This is a genomic window from Parasphingorhabdus pacifica (genome assembly GCF_054779195.1).
In genome coordinates this window covers 428,138-444,899 of sequence record NZ_BAAGYS010000007.1, presented here as the reverse complement: position 1 = coordinate 444,899, position 16,762 = coordinate 428,138, and the positions used below count along the sequence as shown (strand labels likewise).

At 69.8% G+C, this 16,762-nt stretch carries 19 protein-coding genes; 10 read left to right on the top strand and 9 right to left on the bottom strand.

All coding sequences use genetic code 11. The features are described from left to right. The first annotated feature begins 62 nt into the window (after nucleotides 1-62). Nucleotides 63-1,172 (top strand): FUSC family protein, encoded by a 1,110-nt coding sequence (locus ACYVAN_RS11440; protein ID WP_460958594.1) that lies wholly within the window; start codon nucleotides 63-65, stop codon nucleotides 1,170-1,172. Here the strand turns inward: ACYVAN_RS11440 and ACYVAN_RS11435 are convergent, their stop codons facing one another. From ACYVAN_RS11435 to ACYVAN_RS11425, 3 genes are all read right to left on the bottom strand, one after another. Further along, nucleotides 1,173-1,454, bottom strand: a complete 282-nt coding sequence (locus tag ACYVAN_RS11435; RefSeq protein ID WP_460958592.1) for a hypothetical protein — start codon at nucleotides 1,452-1,454, stop codon at nucleotides 1,173-1,175. Nucleotides 1,455-1,544: 90 nt separating this feature from the next. After that, nucleotides 1,545-2,183, bottom strand: coding sequence for an HNH endonuclease family protein (locus ACYVAN_RS11430; protein WP_460958590.1), 639 nt, complete (start codon nucleotides 2,181-2,183; stop codon nucleotides 1,545-1,547). A 198-nt stretch (nucleotides 2,184-2,381) separates the two neighbouring features. After that, entirely contained in the window at nucleotides 2,382-3,089 is a 708-nt protein-coding gene (locus ACYVAN_RS11425; protein WP_460958588.1) for a hypothetical protein, read from the bottom strand. Between the two features lie 137 nt (nucleotides 3,090-3,226). Between ACYVAN_RS11425 and ACYVAN_RS11420 the strand changes: the two genes are divergently transcribed. Beyond that, nucleotides 3,227-4,513, top strand: coding sequence for an adenylosuccinate synthase (locus tag ACYVAN_RS11420; protein WP_460958586.1), 1,287 nt, complete (start codon nucleotides 3,227-3,229; stop codon nucleotides 4,511-4,513). Nucleotides 4,514-4,618: 105 nt separating this feature from the next. Here the strand turns inward: ACYVAN_RS11420 and ACYVAN_RS11415 are convergent, their stop codons facing one another. Further along, entirely contained in the window at nucleotides 4,619-5,806 is a 1,188-nt protein-coding gene (locus ACYVAN_RS11415; RefSeq protein ID WP_460958584.1) for a glycerophosphodiester phosphodiesterase, read from the bottom strand. A gap of 273 nt (nucleotides 5,807-6,079) precedes the next feature. On the opposite strand from ACYVAN_RS11415, the gene purD reads away from it, so the two are divergent. The 3 genes from purD (at nucleotide 6,080) to ACYVAN_RS11400 (ending at nucleotide 9,024) form a co-directional block, all read left to right on the top strand. Beyond that, a complete protein-coding gene (gene purD, locus ACYVAN_RS11410; RefSeq protein WP_460958582.1) occupies nucleotides 6,080-7,342 on the top strand; it encodes a phosphoribosylamine--glycine ligase in 1,263 nt (420 codons plus the stop codon). Between the two features lie 78 nt (nucleotides 7,343-7,420). Continuing rightward, nucleotides 7,421-8,614 (top strand): pyridoxal phosphate-dependent aminotransferase, encoded by a 1,194-nt coding sequence (locus tag ACYVAN_RS11405; RefSeq protein ID WP_460958580.1) that lies wholly within the window; start codon nucleotides 7,421-7,423, stop codon nucleotides 8,612-8,614. A 242-nt stretch (nucleotides 8,615-8,856) separates the two neighbouring features. Next, nucleotides 8,857-9,024 (top strand): hypothetical protein, encoded by a 168-nt coding sequence (locus ACYVAN_RS11400; RefSeq protein WP_460958578.1) that lies wholly within the window; start codon nucleotides 8,857-8,859, stop codon nucleotides 9,022-9,024. Between the two features lie 183 nt (nucleotides 9,025-9,207). On the opposite strand, the gene ACYVAN_RS11395 is transcribed toward ACYVAN_RS11400, so the two are convergent. After that, complete coding sequence (locus ACYVAN_RS11395) at nucleotides 9,208-9,804, bottom strand: HAD family hydrolase (RefSeq protein WP_460958576.1); 597 nt, start codon at nucleotides 9,802-9,804, stop codon at nucleotides 9,208-9,210. Nucleotides 9,805-9,870: 66 nt separating this feature from the next. After that, the gene (locus ACYVAN_RS11390; protein WP_460958574.1) at nucleotides 9,871-10,905 is read right to left on the bottom strand and encodes a threonine aldolase family protein; all 1,035 of its coding nucleotides are present in this window, start codon (nucleotides 10,903-10,905) and stop codon (nucleotides 9,871-9,873) included. 157 nt (nucleotides 10,906-11,062) lie between these two features. Between ACYVAN_RS11390 and ACYVAN_RS11385 the strand changes: the two genes are divergently transcribed. The 5 genes from ACYVAN_RS11385 to ACYVAN_RS11365 all read left to right on the top strand — a co-directional run bounded on the left by ACYVAN_RS11385 (nucleotide 11,063) and on the right by ACYVAN_RS11365 (nucleotide 14,320). After that, on the top strand, nucleotides 11,063-11,581 hold the full coding sequence (locus ACYVAN_RS11385; protein WP_460958572.1) for a SigE family RNA polymerase sigma factor: 519 nt from the start codon (nucleotides 11,063-11,065) through the stop codon (nucleotides 11,579-11,581). Between the two features lie 14 nt (nucleotides 11,582-11,595). Beyond that, the gene (locus ACYVAN_RS11380) at nucleotides 11,596-12,261 is read left to right on the top strand and encodes a hypothetical protein (RefSeq protein ID WP_460958570.1); all 666 of its coding nucleotides are present in this window, start codon (nucleotides 11,596-11,598) and stop codon (nucleotides 12,259-12,261) included. Nucleotides 12,262-12,458: 197 nt separating this feature from the next. After that, entirely contained in the window at nucleotides 12,459-12,782 is a 324-nt protein-coding gene (locus ACYVAN_RS11375) for a DMT family transporter (RefSeq protein WP_460958568.1), read from the top strand. Nucleotides 12,783-12,877: 95 nt separating this feature from the next. Then, entirely contained in the window at nucleotides 12,878-13,462 is a 585-nt protein-coding gene (locus ACYVAN_RS11370; RefSeq protein ID WP_460958566.1) for a TetR/AcrR family transcriptional regulator, read from the top strand. Nucleotides 13,463-14,014: 552 nt separating this feature from the next. Further along, nucleotides 14,015-14,320, top strand: coding sequence for a hypothetical protein (locus tag ACYVAN_RS11365; RefSeq protein ID WP_460958564.1), 306 nt, complete (start codon nucleotides 14,015-14,017; stop codon nucleotides 14,318-14,320). A gap of 160 nt (nucleotides 14,321-14,480) precedes the next feature. Here the strand turns inward: ACYVAN_RS11365 and ACYVAN_RS11360 are convergent, their stop codons facing one another. From ACYVAN_RS11360 to ACYVAN_RS11350, 3 genes are all read right to left on the bottom strand, one after another. Beyond that, nucleotides 14,481-15,128, bottom strand: coding sequence for a TrmH family RNA methyltransferase (locus ACYVAN_RS11360; protein ID WP_460958562.1), 648 nt, complete (start codon nucleotides 15,126-15,128; stop codon nucleotides 14,481-14,483). 71 nt (nucleotides 15,129-15,199) lie between these two features. Further along, nucleotides 15,200-15,748: an orotate phosphoribosyltransferase gene (pyrE, locus tag ACYVAN_RS11355; RefSeq protein WP_460958560.1), complete on the bottom strand. Its 549-nt coding sequence runs from the start codon at nucleotides 15,746-15,748 to the stop codon at nucleotides 15,200-15,202. 30 nt (nucleotides 15,749-15,778) lie between these two features. Continuing rightward, nucleotides 15,779-16,552, bottom strand: coding sequence for an SDR family NAD(P)-dependent oxidoreductase (locus ACYVAN_RS11350; protein ID WP_460958558.1), 774 nt, complete (start codon nucleotides 16,550-16,552; stop codon nucleotides 15,779-15,781). Nucleotides 16,553-16,762 lie beyond the last annotated feature (210 nt).

The following is a 16,762-nucleotide window of genomic DNA, read 5'->3' as shown; positions in this document are numbered from 1 at the left end:
CTCGGCAAAACGTTGTACCGCTCACACCTGCCGACAGCGGGACGTGGCGGACAATGACACCCGTGCACCGCTTGCGCCAGGAAATCAGCCGACGGCTCCGACGGCTCTTCAGAGCCGGTATCCCGATCATCCAGTGCGCGGTGGCCGCGGGAATCGCGTGGGCGCTGGCCGTACACGTGATCGGCCACCCGCAACCGTTCTTCGCGCCCATCGCCGCCGTCATCTCGCTCGGCGTCTCGCTCGGGCAACGCATGCGTCGGACGCTCGAACTGGTCGTCGGAGTGAGCATCGGGATCGGGGTCGGCGACATCCTGATCTCGATCATCGGGACCGGGCCCTGGCAGATCACGTTGGTCGTCGCACTGGCCATGGGCACCGCCGTGCTGCTGGACAGCGGCGCGATCATCGTGCTGCAGGCGGCGTCGTCCTCGGTGCTGGTGGCCACCCTGCTGCCGCCCGCGACGATGGGTGGCCCGAGTCGGATGGTCGACGCCGCCGTCGGCGGGCTCGTCGGGTTCGTCGTCGCCGCACTGCTGCCCGCGAATCCGCTGGCGGTCGCGCACCGCAACGGACGCCTCGTGCTCGGCGCGCTGGCCGACGCGTTGCGCGGCGTCGCGGGTGCCGTTTCCAGGCAGGACGCCGACATGGCCTCGGACGTGCTCGCCTCGGCCCGCAAGAGCCAGGGGTCGGTGGACGAGTTCCGGACGGCCCTGGCCGCCGGGCACGAGATCGCCCGGTTCGCACCGATCCGGTGGCACCGGCGAGGGGAGCTCGACCGCTACGAGGCAGCCGCCACGCCGATTGACCGGGCGTTGCGCAACACCCGCGTGCTGGCCCGGCGGGCGCTGGCGGCGCTGCAGGACCAGGAGCCGGTGCCCCGCCCGCTACCGGGTCTACTCGAAGAACTCGCGGGAGCCGTGGTGCTCCTGCGAGACGAGCTGGCCAGCGGCACCGAACCGCTGCAGGCGCGGGAAGCCACCCGGGTGGTGGCCCGAAAATCCTCGGTGGGGTTGCTGGGCGACGGCGACTTCTCGATGCAGGTGGTGGTGCTGCAGGTGCGCTCCATCGCCGTCGACCTGCTCCAAGCGACCGGCCTGAACCGAACGGAGGCGATCTCCACGCTGCCGCCGCTCCACGCGGACGCCACCGACGGTCCGGAGGAGTCCGCCTGATCAGCCGCGCAGGTGCGCGGTCGGACGGTGGAGCACGGCAACCAGGGCCGAGTGCAGCGCCGCGTGATCCCGCTCGTCGTACAGCTCGCAGTCGGCAGCGGTGATCCGGTACCACTCCAGCGCGCCCGCGTAGCGCAACCACACCGTCACGTCGCCGTCCTCGTAGCGGGTCGCCAGTTCCAGCTCGCCGGTGATCACTCCGACCTCGTCGGCCATGATGCCGCCGGGGGGTGCGGTCACGGCCGAACGCAGCGTCCCGCCCCCGTCGTCGGTGCCACCCATACCGACAGCCTCAACGACGACCGCGTGTCCGGCAACCGGCAGGCCCACTCGCCGAAGAGCCCGGCCTGCCGGGAGCAGCACCGGGCGCGGTCAGCAGCCGTCCAGCGCGGTCTGCAGCGCGGACCGCTCACCCTCGGTGATCGTCAGTTCCCACTTGTGCTTCGCAGCGACCCACATCGACGCGTAGGTGCAGTGATAGCCGGTCGCCGGGGGCATCCAGTCGGCCGGTGTCTGGTCGCCCTTCTCCTGGTTGACGTTGTCGGTCACCGCGATCAGCTGCGGGGCGTCGAGGTCGTTGGCGAAGGACTCTCGCCGGTCGGTGGTCCAGTCGGCCGCACCGGAACGCCACGCCGCGGCAAGCGGAACCACGTGGTCGATGTCCACATCGGAAGGCTGGCTCCAGGACTCGCCGTCGTACGGGCTGAACCAGGTTCCGTCGGTCGGGTAGCAGTCGGTGCCCACTTCCACGCCTTCCCCGTCGCGCTTGAGCACCGACTCGCGCGTGTTGCAGTTCTCCGGGCCGGAACTCCAGTGCGGGAACTTGTCCCGGTCGTAGCCGTCCATCGAGCCCTCGGCCGCGACGGTCAGCTCGCCGAGCAGGTTCTGGGCGGTCGCCGGATCCGGGATGCCGGGTGGCTCGGCGGCGGCCGGGACGGCGAGTCCCAGAGCCATCGCGCCTGCGAGTGGGAGTGCGGTCAGGGTTGTGCGCAACGATCGGGACAGTGTCATGGGGTCCTCCGCGCGGGATCTCACCGATGTCTTGGTTGACCATCGCCCAGCCCGATCTACGTGGCAATGCCCCGGAGTGACCAGAAGGTAACGTGTCGTGAAACCGCCAGATTCGCACCTTTCCCGGCATCGACCGGTCGGGTGAGGCGGTCCCGGCCGAATCCCGGCCGAGCCGACGAGCGGCGTCGGCGCAGGAGTTCAGCGGGCCAGCAGCAGGTCCTCGGTGTGCCGGTACCAACCCCACTTCTGCGCGGGCCGCGGATGCGCCACTCCGTCGATGCGCACCTCCGCCGAATCGAAGCGCGCCTGGACCGCGCGGCCGCGGAAGACGTTCCGGCGCCGCCGCAGGAGCCCTCGGCGCACGATCGCGACCCGGATGCCGTCCTCGGCCGGTTCCAGCGTCGTCGCCAACGGGTCGGCCGTCGGCTCCGACAGCGCCTCGGCATCGGGGTCGGGAGTGACCTCGACGCTCACCGCGGTGCCCGCGAGCACCCGCTGGTCGTCGCAGTAGATCTTTCCCGTGATCGGTTCGATCGTGCCCGCGCCGAGCAGGACACCGCCGGAATCGTCCCGAACCAGCGGCGCCGGGTCCGCTCGTCCGGTGGCGGCGAGTTCGAAGGCGGCCGCCCCGGTCGGCACCCCCCAGAGTCGGCTCACCGGTGACTCCACGGCCGGCACGTAGCCCACCGACACGTCCGCCAGCCGCGCCTTCCGCATCAGGCGCAGCACGACCGCGGCGAGGTCGGCATCGGTACCGTGGACCACGAGTCTGCCAGTCCAGTCGGCCAGGAGCGGATCGATGTCGTCCTTGCCCGGCATCGCCGGGACCTCGAACCATCGCGCACCGTAACCTTCCGGATGCGATGCGCGATCGACATTTCCGCAGGACAGTGCAGTGGTACTCACAATTCGCTCCTGGTTTATCCTGATCGATCGGCATCAGTGTCGCGTAGCAGCGCGCCCCGTCCGCCGGCGCCCGTGCCGGGCCGCGAGGTGTGTCGAGGCGCGCGAGCGACCATCCACAGTTCAGGTTGGAGTTTCACATGCCCGCGATCGTGCTGATCGGAGCCCAGTGGGGCGACGAGGGCAAGGGTAAGGCGACCGACCTGCTCGGCGAGCAGGCGCAGTGGGTCGTCCGCTACCAGGGCGGCAACAACGCAGGGCACACCGTGGTGTTGCCGGACGGCCAGGACTTCGCCCTGCACCTGATCCCGTCGGGAATCCTTACCCCGGGCGTGACCAACGTGATCGGCAACGGCGTCGTCGTGGACCCCGGCGTGCTTCTCGACGAGCTGGCGGGGCTGGAAGAGCGCGGCGTGGACACCTCACGCCTGCTGCTGTCGGCCGACGCGCACCTGATCATGCCGTACCACGTGGCCATCGACCGGGTGACCGAGCGCTACCTGGGCAAGAAGCAGATCGGCACGACCGGCCGCGGCATCGGTCCCGCCTACCAGGACAAGATCGCCCGGGTCGGGGTCCGCGCCCAGGACCTCCTCGACGAGAAGATCCTGCGGCAGAAGGTCGAAGCCGCCCTGGAGTTCAAGAACCAGCTGCTGGTCAAGGTCTACAACCGGCGCGCGTTGGACCCCGACGAGGTCGTCGACACGGTGCTCGGCCAGGCCGAGCACTTCGCGGGACGCATCGCCGACACCAAGCTGCTGGTCAACGAGGCGATCGAACGCGACGAGATGGTGCTGCTGGAGGGCTCGCAAGGCACGCTGCTCGACGTCGACCACGGCACTTACCCGTTCGTGACCTCGTCGAACCCGACCTCCGGCGGCGCGTGCGCCGGCTCCGGCATCGGCCCCACCCGCATCAAGTCCGTGATCGGCATCCTGAAGGCCTACACCACCCGAGTGGGCGCGGGACCGTTCCCGACCGAGCTTACCGACGAGGCGGGCGAGGAACTGCGCAAGCAGGGCGGCGAATTCGGGGTCACCACCGGGCGCTCACGGCGCACCGGTTGGTTCGACGCGGTGATCGCCCGCTACTCGACCCGCGTCAACGGGATCACCGACTACTTCCTGACCAAGCTCGACGTGCTGTCCGGCTTGGAGACCATCCCGGTGTGCGTGGGTTACGACGTGGACGGCCAGCGCGTGTCGGAGATGCCGATGACCCAGACCGGCGTGCACCACGCAGTTCCGGTATACGAGGAACTGCCGGGCTGGTCGGAGGACATCAGCGGGGCCAGGACCTTCGAGGACCTGCCCGCCAACGCCCGCGCCTACGTGGAGCGGTTGGAGGAGCTCTCCAAGGCGCGCATCTCCGCGATCGGAGTCGGCCCCGGCCGGGAGCAGACGATCGTGCGCCACACGATGGCGTGAATTGACCCACGAGTAGTGGGGCCTCCTCCCGTCGGGAAGCTCCCGCCGGAAGCTCCCGGCGGGAGTCTTCCGGCGGGCAGGAGGCCCCAACTCCGCGGGTTCGGCTCAGCCGTTCGCGTGCTCGTCGGTGGCCCGGACCGCCATGTCCGGCTGGTCGGCGAAGATCCCGTCGATCTCCTGGGCGAGCAGGGCCTCGTAGAAGCCGAACACGTCACCGTAGGCCGCCTCGGCGCCCGAGGAACGGAAGTCGGCGGGCAGGAAGGCGTTCTCGGCTCGCACGGTGTAGGGAACGACCTCCAGATCGGCGTTGTGCGCGTCGCCGACCACTTCGGTCGGCTCGGTCAGGTTTCCGTCTCCGTCCACCGGCAGGATTACCTTCGTGTCCGGGCCGATCGCGTCCGCATAGGTGGTGATCTCCCGCAGCCCTTCCGGTTCGACCATGTCGGCGTAGGTCCTGGGGTCACCCGACTCGATGAAGTCCTGCGGTGCACCGCTACCCGCGATCAGCTGCACCAGGTCGACCCGCAGCTCGCGGTTCAGAGCCTTGAGGTTGCCGACCTCGAAGGACTGCACGGCGACCTTGGCGTTCGGCCGGTTGAGGCCGTTGCGGTCGAGCACGCGGATCAGGCGCGGTTCGAGCGGCAACCCGATGTCGGCGAAGTAGCCGGGGTGCTTGGTCTCGGGGGCGATGCCGATCTCGCGTCCCAGTTCCCTGGACATCCGGCCGGTCAGATCGATCACCTCCCGCAGGGTCGGCACCTCGAACCGGCCGTCGTAGACCGTGTTCCGCGGGCGGAGTTCGGGGATCCGTTCCACCGCTCGCAGGGTTTTGAGCTCGGCGAGGGTGAAGTCCTCGGTGAACCAGCCGGTGACCTCGGTTCCGTCGACGACCTTGGTGGTCTTGCGGTCGGCGAATTCCGGGTGCTTGGCCACGTCGGTGGTGCCGCTGATCTCGTTCTCGTGCCGGGCGACCAGCACTCCGTCCTTCGTCGGCACCAGATCGGGTTCGATGTAGTCGGCACCCATCCGGGCCGCGAGCTCGTAGGACGCGAGAGTGTGCTCCGGTCGGTACCCGGACGCGCCACGATGCCCGAAGACCTCCACCTGACCCGCTCGCTGCCCTGCCGCCCGCTGCCCTGCCGCTGCCTGATGCTCTGCCGCTGCCTGCTGTCCGGCCTGGGCGACCGGGGCGGCCGGGGCTGGCGGGGTGGCGAGCGCCTGCACCGGCACCACCGCCCCGAGCGTTGCCGCTCCGGCAACGAACACCGCCGCCAGTCGTGCACGAATTCTCATCAAGAAGCTCCCCAATCCGTGGGCGCGGCGTGCGCCGATCAAGGTTCCCACCGTCGGGTGCGACCTTCGCCACCGCAAGCGACCATCGGTGTACGCCCGCGCGGCCGAGCGCCGACGGGCACGTGAACTGCCGGTCACGATCACTCCACGTGCGGTTCCCGCTGCGCCGGGGTGTCCGGTCGCGGATCCGAACCGCTCGATCGGGGCAATTTCCGAGCAGCTTTTCGGGGGCATTGGGCACCGGGACCGCCGGAGGTTCTACGCTGCGGGGTCGTGCGCATCCTCGTGATTGGTGGCGGCGGCCGGGAACACGCGATCCTCCTGGCGTTGTCCCACGACCCGTCGGTGACCGCGCTGGCCTGCGCCCCCGGGAACGCGGGCACGGCCGCGCTGGCAGAGTCCTACGCCGTCGACGTTGCCGAGCCCGCGGAGATCGCGGCCCTGGCGAGCGGGTGGAAGGCCGACCTGGTCGTGTTCGGTCCCGAAATACCACTGGTGGCCGGTGCCGCCGACGCGGTCCGCGCGGAAGGCATCCCGTGCTTCGGCCCGTCGAAGGTCGCGGCCCAGATCGAGGGTTCAAAGGCCTTCGCCAAGGACGTCATGCTGACCGCGGGGGTACCGACCGCGCACAGCGAGATCGTGGACAACCCCGCCAAGCTCGACGCCGCGCTCGCTCGCTTCGGCCCCACCTGGGTGGTCAAGGACGACGGCCTCGCAGGCGGCAAGGGCGTGCTCGTCACCGCTGATTTCGACTCGGCCCGCGCCCACGCGCTCAGCCTGCTCGACGACGGGCACCCAGTGCTCCTCGAATCCTTCCTCGACGGCCCCGAAGCCTCGCTGTTCTGCTTCGTCGACGGCACGACCGTGGTTCCGCTGCTGCCCGCGCAGGACTTCAAGCGGGTCGGGGACCACGACGTCGGCCCCAACACCGGCGGCATGGGTGCCTACGCACCGCTGCCGTGGGCGCCCGACGACCTCGTCGACTCGGTGGTGCGCACCGTCGTGCAACCGACCGTCGACGAGCTGGTCAACCGCGGCACCCCGTTCTCCGGGCTGCTCTATGCCGGGTTGTCGCTGACCTCGTCGGGTCCGCAGGTCATCGAGTTCAACTGTCGTTTCGGCGACCCCGAAACCCAGGCGGTGCTCTCCCTGCTGCACACGCCGCTGGCCGGACTGCTCGACGCGGTCGCCAACGGCAGGCTCGCCGAGCAGCCTCCGCTCGAATGGGAATCGGGATCGGCGGTCACGGTGGTCGTGGCGGCCGAGGGATATCCGGGTCGTTCGCGAGTGGACGACGTGATCACGGGCGGCGACGCTCCGGGCGTTCTGCACTCCGGAACCCGGCGGCGCGAGGACGGAGCGGTGCTGTCGGCCGGTGGCCGCGTGCTCTCGGTCGTGGCGACCGGTTCCGACCTCACGAGCGCGCGAGAAGAGGCGTACCGGCGGCTCGAAGGAGTGCACCTTCCGGGGTCGCATCACCGTACCGACATCGCGCTGCGCGCCGCGCGCGACGAAATCGCGATGCCCACGGCCTGACCACCGGCCACGGGCACAGCCGACGACGCCGGGACCTGGGTGCTTTGCAGTGCCCGGCGGTTTGGCACGCTGGAGCACATGGCCGAACTCAGTGCTCTCGCCGTCGCCCAGCGGGCCCAGGTCCCGCCCTTCCAGGTGATGGAGGTGCTGTCGGCGGCAGCCGCCCGGCAGCGCACGCACGGCGACGTGGTGTCACTGGCCGCGGGCCAGCCTTCGAACCCGGCCCCGAAGGCGGTGCGGGACGCGGCCGCGAGGGCGCTGCAACAGCACTCCCTCGGCTACACCGAACAACTGGGGTTGCCGGAACTGCGCCAGGCCATCGCCGACCACACGGCCGACACCTACGGGATCTCGGCCGGCCCCGACGACGTGGTCGTCACCACCGGGGCCTCGGGCGCGTTCCTGCTGGCCTTCCTCGCCGCGTTCGACGCCGGTGATCGGGTGGCGCTGGCCCGCCCCGGCTATCCGGCCTACCGGAACATCCTGTCGGCCCTCGGCTGTGAGGTCGTGGAGCTGCCGTGCGACGAGTCGACCAGGTTCCAGCCGACCCGGGCTATGCTGGCCGCACTCGACGAACCGGTCCAGGGCTTGATCGTGGCCAGCCCCGCCAACCCCACCGGCACGGTGCTGCCGGACGCGGAACTCGCGGACCTGTCGGACTGGTGCGAGAGCAACGGTGTACAGCTGATCAGCGACGAGATCTACCACGGCCTCAGCTACGGCGAACCGGTTCACTCGGCGTGGGAGCACTCGCGGGAAGCGATCGTGATCGGGTCGTTCTCGAAGTTGTGGTGCATGACGGGGTGGCGCCTCGGCTGGATGCTGCTTCCGGAGCGGCTGCGCCGCGCGGTCGATTCGTTGACCGGCAACTTCACGCTGTGCCCGCCCGCCCCGTCGCAGTTCGGGGCTATCGAGGCATTCTCGTCCACTGCGTTGGCCGAGGTCGGCGAGCACGTGGAGCGCTACCGGTGGAACCGGGAGCTGCTGTTGACCGGGTTGGCCCGGCTGGGCATCGACAAGGTGGCCGCGTCGGACGGCGCGTTCTACGTCTACGCCGACATCTCGCACCTCGGCGAGGAGTCGACCGCGTGGTGCCGCAGGCTGCTCGACGATACCGGGGTGGCGATGGTTCCCGGGGTCGATTTCGATCCGGTAGACGGCAAGCACTTCGTCCGGATGTCCTTCGCGGGGAGCACAGCGGACATCGAAGAGGCACTGGCCCGCCTCTCCGGGTGGTTGTTCCCCGGCGAGCCCGCCTCGGCCGTCCGCTGAATGGTCGCCGGTGTCCCACCGGGTCATCCCGCGGTCCCCGCGAGCCCGGGATATCCGCAACCCCGAGCCCGGTTCGCGAAACCCCCTGCATCCCGGAGTGCGCCCCTGATCTATCCCTGGAATTCCCGGCGAACCGGTCATCCCGGGGCTTCCGTCTGGCATGCTGGTGTTCGATGTGCTCCTTCGGTGAGCTCCTTCCGTGGGCTCCTTCGTGAGCTCTTTCGTGAGCTGAGGTGACCGGCGTGTTGTGGAAAGTGATCGGCGGACTGCTGCTGTTGTGGCTCGTGGTCTCGGTGGCGGGATTCGTGTTCAAGGGCCTGTTCTGGCTGGCCGTGATCGGTGGCGTCCTGTTCGCCGCCACCGCGGTGATCGGCTGGGCCAAGGACGACAAGAAGCAGATCAAGAACTGAGCGGCGCCGGGGTGTCGATCGCTGCGGCGCTCAACACCACGACCGACCGTGCACCACGAATCCGATTGTGGTGGGCATCGTCCGCACGCCCGGTTCGGTCGCCAGGTACACCGCGGCGAGTCGGACCGGTAGCTCAACGCTGCCGTGCGCCGGTGCGCGGTATCCGCGCTCTCAGGCGGCGGCTCACACGTCGAGTCCGTGATCGCGCAGCGCGGTGCGCGCCTCGTCCGCACCGCGCCACACGTGCGAGTGCATCCCGGCCCGCACCGCCGCCGTCACGTTCTCGGGCCGATCGTCGAAGAACACGCATTCCGCCGGATCGGCGGCGATCCTGGACAGCAGCTCCCGGTAGATCTGTTCGTCCGGCTTGACCACCCGGAGGTCACCGGAGAAGACCAGCTGCGCGAACGGGCGGGTCCAGTCGCGCTGTTCGACCGAGCGGGCGAACGAGGACGGTGCGTTCGACAGCAGGGCCAGCCGGACGTGGGTTCCGCACAGGTCGTCGACGAGCCGAAGCGCGGCCGGATCGAGTTCGGACCAGCCTGCCTCGTCGATCGCGGTGATTTCGGCGGCGCGCGCCTCGTCGATCTCGACGCCGAGCCTGCCGCCGACCAGCCGCCAGAACTCCAGGTCGGTGCAGCCCGCGTCGTAGGCGCGGCGCTCCGCCGAGTACACGGCCTCGAACTCCGCCACGGGAGCGCCCAGCGCCGCGGCGATCTTCGGCAGCGCTGTGGTCGTGCGACTTATGACATTGCCGTAATCGAACACGACCCAGCGCATGTCCCGCCTCTCAGGTCCCCGCCTCTCAGGAACCGCTCTTAGAGCACTGCTCTCAGTTCCAGCCGCTCAGGCGGTTCCGATCCTGCGGAGCACTTCGTCGATCTCGTTCTTGCCGACGTCCCGGTGGGTCACGAATCGCACGCGGCCTTCCATCGGGACCGCGAGCACCCCCACCGCGGTCAACTTTCGCAGGGTCAGCTGCACGTCGGGTACCTCCGCCAGAACGATGTTGGTCTGCGGCTCGGTGACGTGCCATCCGCGCTCGGTCAGCCCTTCGGCCAGTCTGGCCGCCTTGCGGTGGTCGTCGGCGAGCGAGTCGATGCGGTCCAGCGCGACGAGTCCTGCCGCCGCGAGCACACCGCCCTGCCGCACACCGCCGCCGAGCATCTTGCGCATCCGCCTCGCCTCGTCGACGAACTCGGTGCTGCCCGCCACGACGGAGCCGACCGGTGCGCCGAGCGCCTTGCTCAGACACGCCTGCACGGTGTCCACGCCGACCGTCAGCGCAGCCGGGGGCACGCTGAGGGCGACCGAGGCGTGCCAGAGGCGAGCGCCGTCGAGGTGGACGCGAAGGCCCTTGTCCCGCGCGGTCGCGGCGAGCCGGGCGTGCTCGTGCGGCGGGACCACCGCGCCACCTGCGCCGTTGTGCGTGTTCTCCAGGCACAGCAGCGTCGTGCGCAGCGAGTCGAACCGGGTGCCCGAATCGGAATTCGCGCGGACCGACTCCGCGCTGGGACGCCCGGGACCGGCGTCCCACTCCAGTGCTTCCGGCATGCCACCCGCCAGCCATGCGGCCGAGCCGAGTTCGTGGGTGAGCACATGGGCACCGCGCGGGGCGAGGAATCTGTCACCGCGCCGGAGGTGCGACGACAGCGCGATGAGGTTGCCCATCGTGCCGCTGGGGACCCAGAGGGCGGCGGCCGTGCCCAGTAGCTGGGCCGCCCGTTCCTCCAGTTCGCGCATCGTCGGGTCGTGGTCCAGTACGTCGTCGCCGACGGCCGCCGAGGCCATCGCCTCGGACACCTTCCTATCGGGACGAGTCACCGTGTCGGAGCGGAGATCGATAGGTGCCGTTTTGGTCACGAACCGATCACACCACATGAGGGTGGTCCGGGAACAACCCGTTCGCGGACCACGGCCGATCCGCACCCCGATATCGATCGCGACGTGGTGGTGGATCGATCGGCGCGGACGTGCAACGGTTGGTGCCGGACGCACCGTCCAGCACGTGCAAGCACGATCGAGCGGAGAGTTCCGCGTGAACCAACGCGATGAGCAGGAGTTCGCGGAGTACTTCGGGGCTCGGCGAGAGGCGGTGCGTCGGATGGCGTTCATGATGTGCGGTGACTGGCACCGCGCGGATGATCTCGCCCAGACGGCGTTCATCTCGTTGCACCGCCACTGGCGCAAGGTGCGGGACAAGGGCGCGCTGGATGCCTACGTGCGCCGTACGCTCACACGCGCGGTTATCGACGAGTCCCGCAGGCCGTGGCGCCGAGAACGGTTCACCTCGCAGCTGCCGGACAGGCCGAACGGTTCCGAGAACGTGGCGGACTCCGTGGCCACCCGGCAGACGTTGCTCGCCGGTTTGCAGGAAGTGCCGCCGAAGCAGCGTGCGGTACTCGTGCTGCGGTATCTGGAGGGGTTGGATGTTTCTGGGGTGGCCGAAGTCATGAAGTGCAGCGAGGGCACGGTGAAGAGCCAGTCCGCCCGGGGACTCACCGCACTGCGGGAAGCCCTCGGTGACCAGCTCGGCGATCTTCGGCGGACGTCGTGAAGGGGGCCGGCCCGGTGGACGACGGAAAGCTGGAGCGGCTCTTCCAGGACGCGGCGGACTCGGCGCCACCGGCTGGGTTCGACGCTGCCGACGTGGCGCGTTCGTCTCGACGGGTGACCGCTCGGCGGCGGGTGGCGTGGGCGGGTGGGTCGCTGGTCGCTGCGGCCGTGCTTGCGGGGGGCGTCAGTCTGGGGATCGGCGCGTTCGACTCTTCCGCGAACAACGTGGCGTCACCTCCGCCGACCTCGGAGAGCGAGCGAGCCGGGAGCGAGGCGGTCCCGAAATCGGACGGCCCCGGTGTGCTGTCCGAACCGGGCAAGCGTTCGTGCCCGCCGCCGGATGCCGAGCTGGCCGACGCGCTGGCGGGACAGCTACGGGTCGGGGACGGCGATCGAGCGACCGCCGCGGAGTGCGCGGCCGAGGTCCGGTCCGCGTCGTTCGTGGTGCGTGATGCCGGCGAGTCCGGTGAGGTCGCGGTGCTGCTGCACCCCGCTGACTCGGGCGCGCAGGACAGCATCGAGCCGGGCGAAGTGCGCAATCCGGACGGCACCGAAGAGGTGACCAGGCAGGCCGACAGCGGACGGATGCTCACCGTTCGCAGCGACCCGGACGCGGGTTCGGCACCCCCGCTCGGCCCGCGCCTGCCCTCGATCGCCGACGCGCTGGCCGGTGAGTTCTGACCGCACGGCGGCGCTAGCTCGGGTGACCGCCGGTCGCCCGTCCCGCGTTTCCTGCCCTGTTTCTCCGGTGGCCCCTGTTTCTCCGGTGGCGCTGCCGAGCGTTCCCCTGGTGGCACTGGCCACCAAAACGGTACGGCCGTACCAGAATTGGGTACCTTCGGGGTCGGCGTGACCGAACAATGCTGGAAGGTGCACCGATGCCGTGGCTCGTCCTCATCCTCTCCGGAGTGCTCGAAGCCGGTTGGGCGATCTCGCTGAAGCTCTCCAACGGGTTCAGCCGGCTGCTCCCCAGCATCTCGTTCTTCGTTCTGGCGTCGGTGAGCTTCGCGGGCCTCGCCTGGGCGATGCGCTTCCTGCCCGCAGGTCCCGCCTACGCGGTCTGGACCGGAGTCGGCGCCGCGCTCACCGCCGTGATCGGCATGGTTTGGCTGGGTGATGGCGTGTCCACGCTCAAGATCGTCTCGTTGGTGCTGATCGTGGGTGGAGTGATCGGCCTGAACCTCTCGGGCGCGAGCCACTGACCGTCCAGCCGACCGCCTCACCCAGTGGATCCCGCGCCACCGGGCACTGCGGTGCTCGCCGCGACTCCGGCACGAGGTGCATAGGATCGGCGACCATGACAGGCGCCAGCACCCCGAAAGGCGAGCGACGCAGGCAGGCACTCGTGGTAGCCGCCGCCGAACTGCTCGCCGACGGCGGATTCGACGCGGTCCGCCACCGGGCCGTCGCCGAACGAGCCGGCCTGCCGCTGGCGTCCACCACCTACTACTTCTCGTCCCTCGACGAGCTCGTCAAAGCCGCCGTCGAGTACGAGGGACACCAGGAACTCGCCCAAGGCCGGGAACGCCTCGACGCGCTCGACGACACCCACCGCGGCACCGATGCGGTCATCGAACTGGTGCTGGACCTGCTGCTGGGCACCCGCTCGCGGGACGGCGGTGCCGAGCAGGTCCTGCTGCGCTACGAACGCCTCGTCGGCTCACCGCGCCGCCCGTATTTGGCACCGCTGATGCGGGAGCTGGCCGCGCAGTTGCACGAACTGCTGGCCGAGATCTTCCACCGCAACGGGATGGAGATCGATCGCGATCAGCTGCTCGAACTGATCGCCCTGGTCGACGGCGCGGTCGTCAACGCCCTGATCGAAAGCGACCCGGACCCACGCGGCGCCGCCGGACGAATGCTACGCCAAAAACTGGCCTGATCGAGTTGGTCTCGCCCTTGAGAGGTTTCTTCTCAATGCGGTTCGGCGCAATCCGTCCACGTCTTCGGCCTGGCCGAGGCCCGGCGCGGTAGCTCTACCGGACCGCGCTGAGCCTTGATGTTGCTGGTCGGCTCTCCGGAGAAGCGTGTCAGGAAACCCAGCGTGAGCACGGAAATTGCGGCACACGATCCCGGCCCGGGACGACTTGAGAAGCCCAGGGCCCATGGGCTGTTCGAAGGAGTCGGCTGGGCAGTTCGAGTGGATCTCCTCTCGGAGCGGAATGTGGGCGCGGCGGGGGCGGTTGCGCGTGACCAGCTACGCCGTCCCGACCCCCTCGCTGGAGGTCTGCGCATGCCGGAGCACCCTGAGCACATACCCTCCTCGCGACCCACCGAGCCACCCACTCCGCCGGTGGGGCACCACCGTCCTCGCTGGCCGCGAACGACCCCCACCTCCGCTCCGCCGACCCGCTCGTTCGCTTTGTGGGACCCGCGGCACCGCCGCTGGCGCAACGCCGCCCTGCGCATCGATGGGCGTACCACGATCCACGCGGTGCGCGCCGCCGAGACCGCCTCCGGTGGGCAGCGCGTGGCCCCGGCCTGCCACACCGGCCATGATCGCGGCGACGACTCCCACGCTCTGCAGCCGATCTATGACCGGCCCGTGAACTGCGTCAACTGCCTCAGGTACCGCGTAGCCCACGAGGAAGGCCGACCCTACGATCCGAACCGCAACAACTGGGTGCTGCCGCTGGAACTGCCGTCGATCGAAAGTTGGCCGCCCAGCGAGCAGCCCTCGACGACGCAGCAGCTGGAAGACGACGAGAACAGCGCGAACAGCAGACCTCACGCTGAATAGCGAGCAGGCATCAGAACAGCCCCTCCGGCAATGGAGGGGCTGTTCTGATGCAGAAAACCTCAGTGGTCTGTGGACTGATCTGTGGTTCAGGGCGCGGTTGCCGAGTCCGCGCGATCCGGGCGCCGCGACCAACGCATGGGGCCCAGGACCTCCGCGCACTTCACCAGGCGGTGGCCAGGTCGGCGTGCTGCGCGATCCACGTGTGCATCGCGACTCCGGCGGCAACGCCCGCGTTGATCGACCGGGTGGACCCGAACTGCGCGATCGAGACCACCAGGTCGGCCGTACCGCGCGAGTCGTCCCGCAGCCCCGGTCCTTCCTGGCCGAACAGCAGCAGGCAACGACGGGGCAGCGGTGTGCGCTCGATGGGCTCCGCGCCCGGCGTGTTGTCCACCGCGACGATCGCCAATCCGTTTTCGTCCGCGTGCGCGCGCAGGGCCGCGAGGTCCGGGTGGTGGTGCACGTGCTGGTAGCGGTCGGTCACCATCGCGCCGCGCCGGTTCCAGCGCCTGCGTCCGACGATGTGCACGGCCTCGGCCGCGAACGCGTTCGCGGTGCGCACGACGGTACCGATGTTGTGATCGTGCTGGAAGTTCTCGATGGCCACGTGGAACTCGTGGCGACGCTGATCCAGGTCGGCGACGATCGCCTCGCGACGCCAGTAGCGATAGCGGTCCACGACGTTGCGCCGGTCACCGTGTTCGAGCAGCTCCGGATCGTACTGCTCGTCGGCCGGCCACGGGCCTTCCCACGGCCCGACGCCGACACCGCTGCCCCACTCGGTGGGGCCCGCTTCCGTCTCGCTCACACCCGCCTCAATCCACCGGAGCACGTCGGCTTCTCCTCGGTCGCGAACCGAGGGGCGCCCAGCACCGCAGTTCAGTTCAGGCCGAGGTCGGCCAGCCCCAGCAGCGACCGGTACGGCAGCCCCGCCGCCTCGATCGCCTCCCGTGCACCCGTGTCGCGGTCGACCACGGTCGCGACGCCCGCGATGTCGGCCCGCACCTCGCGCAACGCCTCCACCGCCGTCAGCACGCTGCCGCCGGTCGTCGAGGTGTCCTCCACGACGAGCACCCGCTGCCCGGCCACGTCCGCGCCCTCGATCCTGCGTTGCATGCCGTGCTTCTTGACGTCCTTGCGGACCACGAACGCATCCAGCGGCGCGCCGTCGGCGTGCATCATCGCCGTCGCCACCGGATCCGCACCCAGCGTCAGCCCGCCGACGGCACTGAAGTCCCAGTCGGCGGTGAGCCCGCGCAACAGCGCGCCCATCAACGGCGCGGCGGCGTGGTGCAGGGTCGCCCGACGCAGGTCGACGTAGTAGTCGGCTTCCTTCCCGGACGACAGCGTCACCCGGCCGTGCACCACCGCCAGTTCCCGGACGAGATGGGCGAGTTCGGTGCGCTGCTGTTCGTCGACCGTATCCACGAGATGCCAGCTTACCGGCGGCACTCGACCTCAGGTCCGGTCGGGCGCGGTGCGGGTGACGAGCAGGCGCTGCAACTTCTGCGGGATCAGGCGACCGACGGCCACGAGGGCCTTGTACTGCGCTCCCGGGATCGACACGACCTTGCCGCGCCGCAGGTCGGCGAGCGCGTCGTGCACCAACCGGTCCGCCCGGAGCCAGAACGACTTCGGCAGGTTGCTCATCTCCAGCCCCGCCCGCTGGTGGAACTCGGTTCGGGTGAAGCCGGGGCAGAGCGCCATCACTCGCACCCCCGTACCCGCCAACGACACCGAAAGTCCTTCGGAGAGCGCGGTGACGTACGCCTTGGTGGCCGAGTAGGTCGACCCGGAGACGGCGAAGAATCCGGCGACGCTGGAAACGTTGACCACGTCGCCGCGACCACGCGCACGCATCCCCGGGACGGCCGCGTGGGTCAAGCGCAGCACCGCGGTGACGTTCAGGTCCAGCTGCTTCCGCAGCTCCTCGGCGTCGGTGTCCCAGAACGCTCCGGACGTGCCGAATCCGGCGTTGTTGACCAGCACATCGACCGGGCGTTGTTCGTCGGCGAGCCGCTGCTCCACCTTGGCCCGCTGCGTTTCGTCCGCCAGGTCGGCGGGCAGCACCTCGACGGCGACCCCGTTCCGCTCGCGCAGCAGGCCCGCCAGCTCGTTCAGCCGGGCCTCATTCCTGGCGACGAGAACGACGTCGTGTCCTTCTGCGGCGAGACGGCGCGCGAAAGCTTGCCCGATCCCAGCAGTGGCTCCGGTGACGAGTGCGGTAGGCATGCGTGAACCGTATCGGCCGACGCCCCGCGGCGGTTCATCCGCCCGCGTGCCCCAGCACGGCATCCACCGCACTACCGGCGCCGCACTACCGCCACCACAGCGTTACCGGCGCCACGGCGTTACCGGCGCCACGGCGTTACCGGAGCGACCGGGTTACCGGCGCCACGGCGTTACCGGAGCGACCGGGTTACCGGCGCCACCGGGTTACCG

What these genes read in the sequence shown, in the direction of transcription:
- ACYVAN_RS11435 (WP_460958592.1), bottom strand. Translation starts at nt 1,454, where the DNA reads ATGGGTGGCACCGACGACGGGGGCGGGACGCTGCGTTCGGCCGTGACC.
- ACYVAN_RS11395 (WP_460958576.1), bottom strand. Translation starts at nt 9,804, where the DNA reads ATGCGCTGGGTCGTGTTCGATTACGGCAATGTCATAAGTCGCACGACC.
- ACYVAN_RS11375 (WP_460958568.1), top strand. Translation starts at nt 12,459, where the DNA reads ATGCCGTGGCTCGTCCTCATCCTCTCCGGAGTGCTCGAAGCCGGTTGG.
- ACYVAN_RS11370 (WP_460958566.1), top strand. Translation starts at nt 12,878, where the DNA reads ATGACAGGCGCCAGCACCCCGAAAGGCGAGCGACGCAGGCAGGCACTC.
- ACYVAN_RS11350 (WP_460958558.1), bottom strand. Translation starts at nt 16,552, where the DNA reads ATGCCTACCGCACTCGTCACCGGAGCCACTGCTGGGATCGGGCAAGCT.
- ACYVAN_RS11430 (WP_460958590.1), bottom strand. Translation starts at nt 2,183, where the DNA reads ATGACACTGTCCCGATCGTTGCGCACAACCCTGACCGCACTCCCACTC.
- ACYVAN_RS11390 (WP_460958574.1), bottom strand. Translation starts at nt 10,905, where the DNA reads ATGTGGTGTGATCGGTTCGTGACCAAAACGGCACCTATCGATCTCCGC.
- ACYVAN_RS11415 (WP_460958584.1), bottom strand. Translation starts at nt 5,806, where the DNA reads ATGAGAATTCGTGCACGACTGGCGGCGGTGTTCGTTGCCGGAGCGGCA.
- ACYVAN_RS11420 (WP_460958586.1), top strand. Translation starts at nt 3,227, where the DNA reads ATGCCCGCGATCGTGCTGATCGGAGCCCAGTGGGGCGACGAGGGCAAG.
- ACYVAN_RS11405 (WP_460958580.1), top strand. Translation starts at nt 7,421, where the DNA reads ATGGCCGAACTCAGTGCTCTCGCCGTCGCCCAGCGGGCCCAGGTCCCG.